At 66.3% G+C, this 13115-nt stretch carries 12 protein-coding genes; 4 read left to right on the forward strand and 8 right to left on the reverse strand.

Annotated features, from left to right (window positions below):
• Positions 1-79: 79 nt before the first annotated feature.
• From SCH01S_RS03365 to hflX, 4 genes are read left to right on the forward strand one after another with little or no spacing between them, the layout of a single operon-like run.
• Positions 80-2332 (forward strand): sensor histidine kinase, encoded by a 2253-nt coding sequence (locus SCH01S_RS03365; protein WP_439645799.1) that lies wholly within the window; start codon positions 80-82, stop codon positions 2330-2332.
• 5 nt (positions 2333-2337) lie between these two features.
• Positions 2338-3720, forward strand: coding sequence for a nitrogen assimilation response regulator NtrX (gene ntrX / locus SCH01S_RS03370; RefSeq protein WP_046347370.1), 1383 nt, complete (start codon positions 2338-2340; stop codon positions 3718-3720).
• Between the two features lie 35 nt (positions 3721-3755).
• Positions 3756-4295, forward strand: coding sequence for an RNA chaperone Hfq (gene hfq / locus SCH01S_RS03375; RefSeq protein WP_281174945.1), 540 nt, complete (start codon positions 3756-3758; stop codon positions 4293-4295).
• Between the two features lie 41 nt (positions 4296-4336).
• Complete coding sequence (gene hflX, locus SCH01S_RS03380) at positions 4337-5623, forward strand: GTPase HflX (RefSeq protein ID WP_046347372.1); 1287 nt, start codon at positions 4337-4339, stop codon at positions 5621-5623.
• 115 nt (positions 5624-5738) lie between these two features.
• Here hflX and mazG read toward each other — a convergent pair whose 3' ends face one another.
• The 8 genes from mazG to SCH01S_RS03420 all read right to left on the reverse strand — a co-directional run bounded on the left by mazG (position 5739) and on the right by SCH01S_RS03420 (position 13113).
• Entirely contained in the window at positions 5739-6491 is a 753-nt protein-coding gene (mazG, locus tag SCH01S_RS03385; protein ID WP_046347373.1) for a nucleoside triphosphate pyrophosphohydrolase, read from the reverse strand.
• 32 nt (positions 6492-6523) lie between these two features.
• Positions 6524-7153 carry a retropepsin-like aspartic protease family protein gene (locus tag SCH01S_RS03390; RefSeq protein ID WP_052733752.1) on the reverse strand — a complete coding sequence of 210 codons (630 nt, stop codon included), beginning with the start codon at positions 7151-7153 and terminating at the stop codon, positions 6524-6526.
• Complete coding sequence (locus tag SCH01S_RS03395; RefSeq protein ID WP_046347374.1) at positions 7150-7914, reverse strand: MBL fold metallo-hydrolase; 765 nt, start codon at positions 7912-7914, stop codon at positions 7150-7152. Before SCH01S_RS03395 ends, SCH01S_RS03390 begins: the two co-directional genes overlap by 4 nt.
• Positions 7911-8687 (reverse strand): TatD family hydrolase, encoded by a 777-nt coding sequence (locus tag SCH01S_RS03400; RefSeq protein WP_046347375.1) that lies wholly within the window; start codon positions 8685-8687, stop codon positions 7911-7913. Before SCH01S_RS03400 ends, SCH01S_RS03395 begins: the two co-directional genes overlap by 4 nt.
• A gap of 5 nt (positions 8688-8692) precedes the next feature.
• Complete coding sequence (gene metG / locus SCH01S_RS03405; RefSeq protein WP_046347376.1) at positions 8693-10228, reverse strand: methionine--tRNA ligase; 1536 nt, start codon at positions 10226-10228, stop codon at positions 8693-8695.
• A gap of 97 nt (positions 10229-10325) precedes the next feature.
• Positions 10326-11330 (reverse strand): DNA polymerase III delta subunit-related protein, encoded by a 1005-nt coding sequence (locus tag SCH01S_RS03410; RefSeq protein WP_046347377.1) that lies wholly within the window; start codon positions 11328-11330, stop codon positions 10326-10328.
• A complete protein-coding gene (tmk, locus tag SCH01S_RS03415) occupies positions 11327-11953 on the reverse strand; it encodes a dTMP kinase (protein ID WP_046347378.1) in 627 nt (208 codons plus the stop codon). The genes SCH01S_RS03410 and tmk overlap by 4 nt, the downstream gene beginning before the upstream one ends.
• Positions 11950-13113, reverse strand: coding sequence for a D-alanyl-D-alanine carboxypeptidase family protein (locus tag SCH01S_RS03420; protein ID WP_046347379.1), 1164 nt, complete (start codon positions 13111-13113; stop codon positions 11950-11952). The genes tmk and SCH01S_RS03420 overlap by 4 nt, the downstream gene beginning before the upstream one ends.
• Between the last annotated feature and the right edge of the window lie 2 nt (positions 13114-13115).

Consider the following 13115-nt stretch of genomic DNA (forward strand, 5'->3'; position numbering starts at 1 on the left):
CAGAAGCACGCGCCAAAAACCTGTTGCGGACGCGCAACATAGGTTTGGCAATCGCCCAAACTGTTGTATCCGTGCAACGATGAACGCCGGCCTGGCCGACACCCCGAACCGAACACCGCGATGGCGGCGGACCCTGTCCGTGATCCGCCGCCGGTCGCGCTATATGCCCGCGGTCGAGCTGCTGACGCTGCTGCTGGCGATCGGCATCGGCGTCGGCAGCTATTTCCTGCTCGAGGCGCAGCCCGGCAGCCGCCCGCTGACGCCGCCGCTCGTCGCGCTGCTGCTGATCGCCAACCTGGTGCCCGCGATCGCGCTGCTGGTGCTGTGGGGCCGCCGTGTCGCAAAGCGTCGCGCCGCCAAATCGCCGATCGGCGGGGGAGGGCGGCTGCACGTCCGCCTCGTCGCGCTGTTCTCGGTGATCGCCGCCGTGCCGACGATCCTGGTCGTGATCTTCGCGTCGCTGCTGTTCCAGTACGGCGTCGAGTTCTGGTTCTCGGATCGGGCGCGCGGCATGCTGGAAAACGCCGGTGAGCTGGCCCAGGGCTATTACCAGGAAAAACGCCAGGAGGTCGCCGCCGAGACGGTCACGATGGCGGGCGACCTGCGCGACTATCTGGCGCAGGCGCGGTCCGACAGTCCCGAATTCGCCGAAGGCTATGGCTGGCAGGTGCTGTCGCGCAAGTTCAGCGAGTCGGCGATCGTCACGATCAGCCCGGACGGCAGCGCGCATACGCTGGCGATGGTCAATCCGGACGCGCGTCCGGTGGAAAAGCGCGTTTCTCCCGCCGTCGTTCTGCGCCTGACCCGCGGCGAGCCGGTGGTGGTGACCGACAGCCCCGATCGGATCGAGGCGGTCACCAAGCTGATGCCGTCGGGGAACACCTATCTCTACGCCTCGCGCATTTCCGACCCGCAGGCGCTGACCCAGAGCGCGCGCGCCAAGGCGGTGCTGCGCGACTATAACGCGCTGCTCGACCGCACACGCTCGCTGCAGCTGCGTTTCAACGCGGCGCTGCTGCTGATTTCGCTGCTGATTGCCGCGGCGGCGGTGTGGATTGCGCTCCGCGTCGCCGACCGGCTGGTTCGCCCGGTCGGCGAGCTGGTGGACGCGGCGCGCAAGGTTACGGCCGGCGACCTTTCCGCTCGCGTCGAGATACCGCGCGAACGGGACGAGATCGGCACGCTCGCGAACGCGTTCAACCGGATGACCCGGCGGCTCGAGGAACAGACGCTCCAGCTGGTCAGCGCCAACGACCAGCTCGACCGGCGCCGCGCCTTCACCGAAGCGGTGTTGTCCGGCGTCACCGCGGGCGTGATCTCGGTCGATCCCGATTGCAGCATCCGGCTGATCAACAGCTCGGCAGCCGAACTCCTGAAGAGCGGCGAAGACGCGGTCGGACGCCAGCTCAAGGACGTCGCGCCGGAATTGGCGGTCCTGCTCGATGGCCAGGACCGCGAGGAAGTCGTCCAGCTGACCAGCGGCGGAGAGCCGCGGACGCTCGCGGTCAAGATCGTGGCCGGCCGCGGCGGATCGGTGCTGACGTTCGACGACATCACCCAGCAATTGCTCGACCAGCGGCGCGCCGCATGGTCGGACGTCGCGCGCCGCATCGCGCACGAAATCAAGAACCCGCTGACCCCGATCCAGCTCGCGGCCGAGCGGCTGCAACGGCGGTACGGGAAGGATATCGCCAACGACCGCTCGACCTTCGACCGGCTGACGGAGACGATCGTGCGGCAGGTCGGCGACCTCAGGCGGATGGTCGACGAATTCTCGTCCTTCGCGCGTATGCCCAAGCCGCTGTTCCGCGCCGAAGCGATCGTGGACATCGCGCGCCAGGCCCTGTTCCTGCACGAAGTCGCGCATCCCGGCATCCGTTTCACGCTGGACGCGCCGGAGCCGTCGCCGACCCTGGTCTGCGATCGTCGCCAGCTTGGCCAGGCGCTGACCAACATCGTCAAGAATGGCGTCGAAGCGATTGAACGGAAATGCGAATCCGGCCCCGTCGAGGGGATGATCGCAATGCGGATCACGGAACCGGACGAGCATCGGCTGGTGATCGAGGTCGAGGATAACGGCGCCGGGCTTCCGGCCGAGCGCGGGCAGCTGTTCGAGCCCTATATCACGATGCGCGCACGGGGCACCGGCCTTGGCCTCGCCATCGTCAAGAAGATCGTCGAGGAACATTTCGGCACCATCGAGCTGAGAGACAGGGAAGGGGGTGGAACGATCGCCGTGATCACGCTGGATCCGCAGGCACTCGCGCCATTGATCAATCGCGAGGCCGATATCGAGGAAGAGCGCGCGCCGATCGCGCTGACACGGAGCTGACAGGCGTGGCGCTGGACGTACTCATCGTCGATGACGAACAGGATATTCGCGATCTCGTTTCGGGCGTGCTGGAAGACGAAGGCTATACGGCCCGCAGCGCTGCGGACAGTGATGCCGCATTGGACGCGATCCGCGACCGCCGGCCGTCGCTGGTGCTGCTCGACGTGTGGCTGCAGGGCTCGAAGCTCGACGGGCTGGAACTGCTGGACGAGATCAAGCGGCGCGATCCGTCGCTGCCGGTGTTGGTGATTTCCGGCCACGGCAATCTCGACACGGCCGTCGCGGCGGTGCGGCGCGGAGCGGCCGACTTTATCGAAAAGCCGTTCGAGGCGGAGCGACTGCTGCTGCTCGTCAGCCGTGCGACCGAGACCGAGCGGCTGCGGCGCGAGAACGCGAACCTGAAGGCGCAGGTCGGTGGCGGCGACGAGCTGACCGGAAGCTCTTCGGCGATCAACCAGGTGCGGGCGACGCTCAAGCGTGTGGCCGCAACCGGCAGCCGGGTGCTGATCACCGGGCCGGCCGGCGTCGGCAAGGAAGTGGCGGCGCGGCTGCTGCACCTGTGGAGCCCGCGTACCGAAGCGCCATTCGTCGTCGTCAGCGCGGCGCGGATGACGCCCGAACGCGTCGAAGAGGAATTGTTCGGCGTGGAAGAGGGAGGCGAACTCGCCCGTCCCGGCCTGCTCGAACAGGCGCATGGTGGAACCCTGTTCCTCGACGAAATCGCCGACATGCCGATCACGACCCAGGCGAAGATCCTGCGCGTGCTGACCGACCAGAGCTTTGCGCGGGTGGGTGGGCAGCGGACGGTGAAGGTCGATGTCCGCGTCGTGTCGGCAACCGCACGGCCTCTGCCCGACGAGATCGCGGCAGGCCGGTTCCGCGAGGATCTTTACTACCGTCTGAATGTGGTGCCGGTGCACCTGCCGCCGCTGACGGAGCGGCGCGAGGATATCCCGGCGCTCGTCGATCATTTCGTCGCGCGCTACGCGGCCGAGCGGCGGGTGCCGACGCCCGAGGTTGCCGGCGATGCGATGGCTGCGCTGCAGGCCTATGACTGGCCGGGAAATGTCCGCCAGCTCCGCAACATCGTCGAGCGGACGATCATCATGGCGCCGGGCGATCGGATCGGCCGGATCGACATCGACATGCTGCCGCCCGAGGTATTGAGCGACCAGCCGCAGCTGGCGTCGAACGCGACTCAGACGGCGATGATGGGCGCGCCGCTTCGGGAAGCGCGCGAGACGTTCGAGCGCGAATATCTCCGCGTCCAGATCCGCCGATTTTCCGGGAACATTTCGCGCACCGCGAGCTTCATCGGCATGGAACGCTCGGCCTTGCACCGGAAGCTCAAATTGCTCGGCCTTGCCGATTCCAGGGACGAAGAATAGCGCGACTCGACCGTCCGGGGCTTTCGGGCTATGGATTGGGCGCTTCCACAGGGGGAGCCGAGAAGCCGCCAAAAGAGCGGAGGCAATGCATGGCCGACAAGGTCAATAATCTTCAGGACATTTTCCTGAATTCGCTGCGCAAGTCCAAGACGCCGGTGACGATGTTCCTGGTGAAGGGCGTGAAGCTGCAGGGAATCATCACCTGGTTCGACAATTTCTCGGTGCTGCTGCGCCGGGACGGCAGTTCGCAGCTGGTCTACAAACATGCGATCTCGACCGTGATGCCGGCCGCGCCGGTCGATCTCGCGCCGATCGAAAAGGCGTTCGCCGACAGCCAGAAAAAGCCGACCCTGCTGCAGGAGGTGTTCCTGAGTGCAGTGCGGCGAAGCGAAGAGCCGGTGACGATGTTCCTGGTGAACGGCGTCATGCTGCAAGGCGAAGTCGCCGCGTTCGACCTGTTCTGCCTGCTGCTGCGCCGCGAGAACCAGACGCAATTGGTCTATAAGCACGCGATCTCCACCGTGCAGCCTGCTCACCCGCTGAACCTGGCGGAAGAGCAGGCCCAAGGGGATTGAGAGCCGTTGCCTGAGCGCGCGGAGTGCTTATCTGCGCTGCGATGACCGGTTTCGAACGCGATTATGACGAATTCGCCCGCGGCGCGCGGGCGGTGATTGCCTATCCCGATCTGCGGAACGCGGACGGGCGCGATGTCGAGGCGCGCCTGGACGAGGCCGCCGGCCTGGCAGAGGCGATCGGGATCGAGGTCGCGGAGCGGCAGGCGTTCCGAATTCGCGCGCCCAAGCCGGCCACGCTGTTCGGCAGCGGCCAGGTCGAGGAGATCGCGACGGCGGTGCGTGCCCAGGACGCGCAGCTCGTCATCGTCGACGGCGCGATCACGCCGGTGCAGCAGCGCAACCTGGAGGAGGGGACCAAGGCCAAGGTGATCGACCGCACCGGCCTGATCCTCGAAATCTTCGGCGAGCGCGCGGCGACCGCCGAGGGGCGGCTGCAGGTCGAGCTTGCCCATCTCGATTACCAGGCAGGCCGGCTGGTGCGGAGTTGGACGCACCTGGAACGCCAGCGCGGCGGCTTCGGCTTCCTGGGCGGCCCCGGCGAAACGCAGATCGAGGCCGACCGGCGCCTGATCCGCGACCGGATGGCAAAGCTAAGGCGAGAGCTGGAGACCGTCAGCCGCACGCGCACGCTGCACCGCGACCGGCGCCGGCGTGCGCCCTGGCCGGTGATCGCGCTGGTCGGCTATACCAACGCCGGCAAGTCGACGCTGTTCAACCGGCTGACCGGCGCCGACGTCATGGCCGAAAACCTGCTGTTCGCGACGCTGGACCCGACGATGCGGCAGATCGCGCTGCCCGGGCTCGACAAGGCAATCCTGTCGGACACGGTCGGCTTCGTGTCCGACCTGCCGACGCAGCTGGTCGCGGCCTTTCGGGCGACGCTGGAGGAAGTGATCTCGGCCGACCTGATCGTCCATGTCCGCGACATCGCGCATCCGGATTCGGACGCACAGCGCGCCGATGTGGAGCGGGTGCTGACCGAAATCGGCGCGGAGGCGCCGCGGATCGAAGCCTGGAACAAGCTCGACAGCCTCGACCCGGAGCGACGGACAGCGATCGCGGCCGAGGCGGCGAAGCGCGATGACGTGGTGCTGATCTCGGCCTTGACCGGGGAGGGGGTCGATGCCCTGAAACGGCTGGTGTCGGACCGGCTGACGGGTTCCAACCGGGTGCGGCATATCGAGGTGCCGATGACCGACGGCGCGGCTGCGGCTTGGCTGCACGAGCATGGCGAGGTGGTCGGGGAAGAAACGATCGACGGCGACCGGATCGCCTATGATGTGCGCTTGTCGGACCGCGATTGGGACCGGTTTCAGGCGCGGGTCTAGCGGAGAGACCTAAAGGCTGGTTCGGGCTGAGCTTGTCGAAGCCCTTCCTTTCCTATTTCGGGTCCAGAAAAGAAGGGAGGCCTTCGACAGGCTCAGGCCAAACCGGGCAGAGAGTTCAGGTGAGAGCTTTCGCCCGCTGCCAGAGCGCTTCCTTTTCGTCGAGACTCAGATGGACGAATCCATCATCCATCGCTTCCATTGCGCGGAAGCGGCATTCGAACTTGTCGTTCGCTTTGCGAAGCGCGGCTTCCGGATCGATCTTCAGATGCCGTGCGAAGTTGACGGCTGCGAAGAGCAGGTCGCCGACTTCTTCCTCGATCATATCCGCCGGCGCCGCCGCGATCTCGTCCAGCTCCTCGAGGATCTTGGCACGCGGGCCGTCGGCATCGGGCCAGTCGAAGCCGGTGCGGGCGGCGCGCTTCTGCAGCTTTTCGGCACGGAGCAGTGCAGGCAAAGCGCGGGCGACGTGGGCGAGCGCGCTCGGATCGTCCTTGTCCGCGCGCTCGGCGGCTTTGACGGTTTCCCAGCCAGGCGCGTGCTCGTGATCGCCGAACACGTGCGGATGCCGGCGTTCCATCTTGTCGGCGATCGCGGTCAGCACGTCGGCCAGGTCGAACGCGCCAAGTTCCTCGGCCATGCGCGCGTGGAACACGACCTGGAGCGCGAGATCGCCGAGTTCGTCCTTCAGTCCGTCGAGATCGTCGCGCTCGATCGCGTCGGCAACCTCATAGGCTTCCTCGATCGTGTATGGCGCGATCGTGGCGAAGGTCTGGGCCACATCCCATTCGCAGCCGCGCGCCGGATCGCGCAACCGGGCCATGATCCGGGCAAGCCGATCGAGCGCGAGAGGGGCCGCCTTTCCGTCCATTTCAAATCCCGATAATATACATTATGTAAAATCTAACCGGAGCCACGAGGCTTCTCGCCTAGCTTGTGCGGCTCCAGGATCAGCGTCCGCCCTTCCACCCGCCAGCTTTCCAGCGACGACAGGAAGTTCATGCCGAGCACGTTCATGTCGCCGAACGCCGGCGAGACGACCGCGGCCATATCCTCGGCGACGATCGGGCCCATTTTCAGCCGATGAATGCGCGTGCTCTGGGCCTCGACCGAGCCGTTCGCGGTGTTGATGATGACCGGAAAGCCGCCGCGCTCGACCGTCAGGCCCGCGGCATCGGCAGCGTCGGCCGACAGCGCCGTCGTGGTCGCGCCGCTATCGATCAGGAAACGCTGTTCGTGACCATTGACGCGGGCGCGCACCCAGAAATGTCCGTCGGACGCCATTGGAATCCTGAGCGTGTCGCCGACCGTCTGGCCGCGCTCGCCGAGCAGATCACCGGCGACGCGCTGGATGACGGCGTGCAGCTCGAACCGGTAGCTGTAGCCGACCAGCACGGCCGCGAAGATCAGCAGCCAGCCGGCAACCATGCGCGCAGCCTCGCCGATCGCGAGACGTCGCGACAACAGGCTCGATCCGACCAAAGTCAGCATCATGACCGCGCCCAACACCTGCACGGTCTGATCGCCGGTCACAGTGCGATCTCCTGATTGTCGTAAGCCGGCTCGACACCGTTCGGCAGTTCGGTCAGCAAGCGCCTGTAATCCATCGAATTGTCCATATGCGTCAGCAGCGTCCGCTTCGGCGCCAGCTCCGCCACCCAACCAAGCGCTTCGTCCAGATGCGGATGGGTGGGGTGCGGACGCCTGCGGAGCGCATCGACGATCCAGAGGTCGAGCCCTGAATATAGGTCGCGCATCGCGTTCGTCATCTGGTGGAAATCGGTGGCGTAAGCGGCTGATTTGCCGTCCGCTTCGAAACGCAGGCCGGCCGAGGTGATGCTGCCATGGGGCTGGTCGACGACGCTCACACGGATGTCGCCGATCTGGAGCGTGTCGGGCAGGTCCGACAGCGTCGCGGTCGCCGGATATCCGTCCGCACCCTCGAAGACATAGCCGAAACGCGCGCGCAGCACGTCAATCGTTGCCGGGCGTGCATAGCCGGCGATGGGCGCGCGTTGCAGGTGAAAGAGCTGGCGCAGATCGTCGAGGCCGTGGACATGATCGGCATGGTCGTGCGTCCAGATCACCGCATTGACGCGGTCGACATGCGCGTCGAGCAGCTGACAGCGCAGGTCCGGCGACGTGTCGACCAGGATCGTGGTTGATGCGGTGTTAACCAGGATCGAGACGCGCCGGCGCGCATTGCGCGGTTCGGCGGGATCGCAGGCGCCCCAGTCGTTCCCGATCCGCGGGACGCCCGACGACGTGCCGCAGCCGAGAATTGTGACCTTCACGCACTCACTTTCGTGAACAAGGCGCGGAAATTGCGCGTGGTCGCGTCGCCCAGCGCCTCGATGCTGGTGCCGCGCAGCTCTGCCAGAAACCGGGCCGTGTCGGCGACGAAGGCCGGCTCGCAGGGCTTTCCCCGGTGCGGCACCGGGGCCAGGAACGGGGAGTCCGTCTCGATCAGCAGCCGGTCTTCGGGGATGCGAGCGGCGGTTTCCTGCAGATCCCTGGCGTTCTTGAACGTCACGATGCCGGAAATCGAGATGTAGAGACCGAGGTCCAGCGCAATATCGGCAAAGGCGCCGCTGGCAGTGAAGCAGTGGATCACGCCGGAATAGGCGCCCTTCTCCATTTCGTCGGCGAGGATCTCGGCCGTGTCCGCCTCGGCATCGCGGGTGTGGACGATCAGCGGCAGGCCGGTTTCGCGCGCGGCGGCGATGTGGGCCCGAAAGCTGGCGCGCTGCCGATCGCGGTCCGAATGGTCGTAATAATAATCGAGGCCGGTCTCGCCGATGCCGATGACCTTCGGATGCGCGGCCTTGGCCACGAGCTTTGCCGTGTCGACATCCGGATGGGCATCGGCCTCGTGGGGATGGATGCCGATCGAGGCCCAGATATCCGGATCGTTTTCGGCGGTTGCGACGATCGCGTCCCATTCGCGCTCACGCGTCGAGATGTTGAGCATCGTCCCCACCCCCGCCGCCCGCGCCCGTGCGATCACGCCGGCTTGGTCTTCGATCAGGCCCTTATAGTTCAGGTGGCAGTGACTGTCGGTGAGCATGGGATTCAGCTGGCCTCCGCCATCGGGAGTTCAAGGCGGGGAAAGATCGGGCTGGGCGGCTGAAGATCGGCGCTATCGATCCAGCTGCGGTCCGCGAGATCGGCATAGGTGCGCGCCTTTGCGCCGAGCAGATCGAGCAATTTGTCCGCGGAGGCGGGGATCACCGGGCGGATCGCGATCGCGAGGTCGCGGATAGCGAGCAGCAAGGTGCGGAGCACGGCTTCCATCCGCTCGGGATCGGTCTTCCGGAGTGCCCAGGGGGCTTGAGCATCGACATATTGGTTGCAGGCGAAGACGGCGCGCATCCACGCTTCGCAGCCTTCGGAGAGCGCCAGCCGTTCGAACGCGGCGGGCACCTCGTCGCGCGTGGCGGCGGCGACCGCGTCGAGCAGGTCCGCGTCGGCCGGCTCGGCCCTTCCCTCGCCCGGCACGCGGCCCAGATTCTTCGCGATGAAGCTCAGCACGCGCTGGGCGAGATTGCCGAAGCTGTTGGACAGGTCGGCATTGGCGCGGGTGACGATCGCCTCGTCCGAATAGCTGCCGTCCTGCCCGAACACGACTTCGCGGAGCAGGAAATAGCGCAGCGCATCGACCCCATAGCGGCTCGCCAGCTCCATCGGATCGACCACATTGCCCGTCGACTTCGACATCTTCTCGCCGCGGTGGAGGACAAAGCCATGCGCGAACACGGTCTTTGGAAGGGCGATGCCCGCGGACAGCAGAAAGGCCGGCCAATAAACCGCGTGGAAGCGTGCGATGTCCTTGCCGATGACGTGCAGGTCGGCGGGCCAGCGGCTGGTGTAGCCCGATTCAGGATAGCCTGCACCCGTCAGGTAATTGGTAAGCGCATCGACCCACACATACATGACGTGGCCTTCAGAGCCCGGAACCTTCACGCCCCAATCGAAGCTGGTGCGGGAAACCGAGAGGTCGGCGAGCCCGCCTTCGACAAAGCGGACAATCTCGTTCCGGCTTCGCTCCGGCCGGATGAAATCGGGATTCGCCGCATAATGATCGAGCAGGGGCTGCTGATATTTGGAGAGCCGGAAGAACCAGGTTTCCTCGACGGTCCATTCGACAGGCGTGCCCTGAGGGGAGAGGCTGGCGCCCCCTTCCCCCTCGACCAGCTCCTTTTCGTCGTAGAACGCCTCGTCGCGAACCGAATACCAGCCTTCGTAGCGGCCGAGGTAGAGGTCGCCCTTCGCCTCCATTGCCTTCCAGATCGCCTGGCTGGCGGCGTGATGTTCGGGCTCCGTAGTGCGGATGAACCGATCGAAGCTGATATTAAGGGCTCGATCCATCTCCTGGAAATATCCGGACATTTCGTCCGCCAGTGTGCGCGTCTCGACGCCGCGGTCACGCGCGGTCTGGGCCATTTTCAGACCATGCTCGTCGGTGCCGGTCAGGAAGAAGGTGTCGCGTCCCATCATCCGCTGGAAGCGCGCGATCGCGTCGGTCGCGATCGCTTCATAGGCGTGGCCGATATGCGGACGGCCGTTCGGATAGGCGATGGCGGTGGTGATGTAGAAGGGTTCGGCCATGCAGGGGCTCTTAGGGCCGCTTCGGCTCAATTCAAACTCCGTTCGCTTCGAGTGAAGTCGAGAAGCGGGTGTCTCGACTTCGCTCGACACGAACGGACTATTTTTCAGCCAACTGAGCCACGTAGCTGCCGAGCTGGAACGCGGTCGCCTGCGGATCGAGCGACAGACCGATTGCGCTGGCGGCGAGGTCGCGGGACTTGGCCCAGAGGTCGAGCGCCCGGTCGAGTTCGGGACCGCGACGGATGCGGGCTTGGGCCGCGATGAAGGCGGGCGCGCGTTCCAGGAATGCTTCGTAACGTGGCTGGGCGGCCTTGAGGGCCAGCGACTTGGCGACCGACGCGCGGGTCGCGTTCGACGGATCGCCGGTGCGGGCCATCTGCTCCAGCGCGGCGTCCAGCGCGCCGATCTCCAGGCCGGCGAAGCGCAGCGCCTGGCCGGGCGCGCCCTCCCCCGCTTTCACCAGAGCGTCTATCTCATCCGGCGCCGCTTCGGGCAACTCCCGGCGCAGCACGACGCGCATCTGTTCGTCGCTGAGCGGGCCGAAGCGGAGCAGGCGGCAGCGGGACCGGATCGTCGGCAGCAGCCGGCCGGGCATGTGGCTGACGAGGAAGAAAACAGTGCCGGCGGGCGGTTCCTCCAGGCTCTTCAGCAGCGCGTTGGCGGCGCCGCGTTCCATATCGTCGGCAGAATCGATGACGATCGCGCGGCGGCTGGACAGCGCCGGCGAGACCGACAGCACCCGCTCCAGCATCCGGACCTGCTTGACGCGGATGTTGCGCGCGAGCGGCTCGTCGCCCTTGCGGTCGATCTCGGGGATGATCTCGTCCTGCTTCCAGGGCTCGCGCTCGACGAGGCGGAAATCGGGGTGGCTCTTCGCGGCGAACAGCCTTGCGATCCGGTGCTCGGGATCGACATCCAGCCCTTGCCCGCCCGTTTCCGGGTCCGCCGCTTCGGCCAGCAACCGCAGCGCTGCTGCCCGGGCGAAGCTCGCCTTGCCGGTGCCGCGCGGGCCGGTCAGCAGCCATGCATGGTGCAGCCTTGTCGATCGCATTGCGCTCAGGAACGCGGCCGCCTGCGCATCATGGCCCAGAAGTGACGTCATGGCAGCAGATCGGCGAGCGCGGCGAGCAGCCGCTCGGTCACCTCTCCCTCGCTGCCGCTGGCGTCGACCAGGCGGATGCGCTCCGGATCGTCTCGCGCGAAATCGCGAAACGCCTGCGCAACCTCCGCATGGAAGTCCGATGCACGCCCGCCAATGCGGTCAGGGCAGCCCGCATCGCGCGCATCGGCGCGAGCGGCGGCATCCGTGTCCGTCAGCGCAAGGACGAGCGTCCGATCGGGCAGCCGACCGTCGCTGCCGATCTGATGCAGATTCTGGATCGCCGCGTCGCCGACCCCGCCCGCCATGCCCTGATAGGCGCGCGAACTGTCCAGAAAGCGATCGCAGATCACCCATTGCCCTTCGCTGAGCGCAGGGTCGATCGTCCTGGTCACGTGATCGGCGCGCGCGGCGGCGAACAACAGCGCCTCGGCTCCCGGCGACCAGCGATTGGCGTCGCCTTCGAGCAGCAGCGACCGGATCGCCTCCGCGCCCGGGCTGCCGCCCGGCTCGCGCGTCAGCAGGACGTCCAAGCCTCTGGTGCGCAGCGCGTCGGCCAGGCGCCGCGCCTGGGTGGATTTGCCGACGCCCTCCCCACCTTCGAGGCTGATGAAACGGGCACTCAAGCGAAGAAGGACATGATCGCGGCCCAGACGCGGCCGAAGAAGCCGGCCGGGCCGACATCGTTCGCGGCGACCAGCGGCATTATCTGCGGCGGCGTGTCGGGCGCCGAGACGACCAGGTCCGCGATGTGATCGCCCTTCTTGATCGGCGCCTTGATCGGCCCGTCATAGACGACCTTGACCTTGAAGTTCGATGCCGCCCCGCCCGGCAGCGTCACAGCAAGATCGCGAGGCGCGACAAGGCCGACCTGATTGTCGCTGCCGAGCTGGACTTCCGCAGTTTCAACCTTGGCGCCCTGCTTGAACAACGGCTTCGATTTCCAGGCGCGGAAGCCCCATTCCATAAAGCGCACGGACTCGCTGATCCGCTGGTTGAAGCTGTTGAGGCCCGCAATCACCATCACCAGCCGGCGGCCATTCTGTTCGGCCGAGCCGGTGAAGCCATAGCCCGCTTCCTCGGTATGGCCGGTCTTCAGGCCGTCGGCGCCCTGAACGCGGCCGAGCAGAGGATCGCGGTTCGCCTGGGTGATGGCATCGCCGCCCATCGTCTTGCCCCAGGTGAAATCGGGCTTGCTGTAATATTGCTTATAAAGCTGCGGGAAATTCTGGATGGTCGCGCTGGCAAGCTTCGCCAGGTCGCGGGCGGTCACGTAGGTGACGCCTTCGTCCGGCCAGCCGTTCGAGGTGCCGAAATGGCTGTTGGTCATGCCCAGCCGCTTTGCCGCGTCGTTCATCCGCTGGACGAAGGCTTCCTCGGTGCCGGCAATGCCTTCGGCCAGCACGACGCAAGCGTCGTTCCCGGAAAGCGTCACGATGCCATAGAGCAGGTTTTCGACGCTCACCTGCTCGTTCGGGCTCAGGAACATGGTCGAGCCGGCGGCCGGGCCGTGCCATTTCTGCCAGGTCTCCGGCCGGACGGTGAACATGGTAGAAGGCTTCAGCTCGCCCTTCTTCATCATGTCGAACGCGACATAGACCGTCATCATCTTCGCGAGCGATGCCGGCGGCATGCGGCGATCGGCATCCTTTGCATAGAGCTGCGCGCCCGAGGACAGGTCGACCATGTAAGCGACCGGCGCCGGGGTATCGAACGGCGGCGCGGCGGCGATCGTCGGGGTCGACAGCGCGACGAGGAACAGCGAACCGAGCAGATAGGCTTTCATTC

This window comes from Sphingomonas changbaiensis NBRC 104936 (genome assembly GCF_000974765.1).
GTDB lineage: Bacteria > Pseudomonadota > Alphaproteobacteria > Sphingomonadales > Sphingomonadaceae > Sphingomonas_B > Sphingomonas_B changbaiensis.

What these genes read in the sequence shown, in the direction of transcription:
- SCH01S_RS03365 (WP_439645799.1), top strand. Translation starts at nt 80, where the DNA reads ATGAACGCCGGCCTGGCCGACACCCCGAACCGAACACCGCGATGGCGG.
- hflX (WP_046347372.1), top strand. Translation starts at nt 4,337, where the DNA reads ATGACCGGTTTCGAACGCGATTATGACGAATTCGCCCGCGGCGCGCGG.
- mazG (WP_046347373.1), bottom strand. Translation starts at nt 6,491, where the DNA reads ATGGACGGAAAGGCGGCCCCTCTCGCGCTCGATCGGCTTGCCCGGATC.
- SCH01S_RS03400 (WP_046347375.1), bottom strand. Translation starts at nt 8,687, where the DNA reads ATGCTCACCGACAGTCACTGCCACCTGAACTATAAGGGCCTGATCGAA.
- metG (WP_046347376.1), bottom strand. Translation starts at nt 10,228, where the DNA reads ATGGCCGAACCCTTCTACATCACCACCGCCATCGCCTATCCGAACGGC.
- SCH01S_RS03410 (WP_046347377.1), bottom strand. Translation starts at nt 11,330, where the DNA reads ATGACGTCACTTCTGGGCCATGATGCGCAGGCGGCCGCGTTCCTGAGC.
- SCH01S_RS03420 (WP_046347379.1), bottom strand. Translation starts at nt 13,113, where the DNA reads ATGAAAGCCTATCTGCTCGGTTCGCTGTTCCTCGTCGCGCTGTCGACC.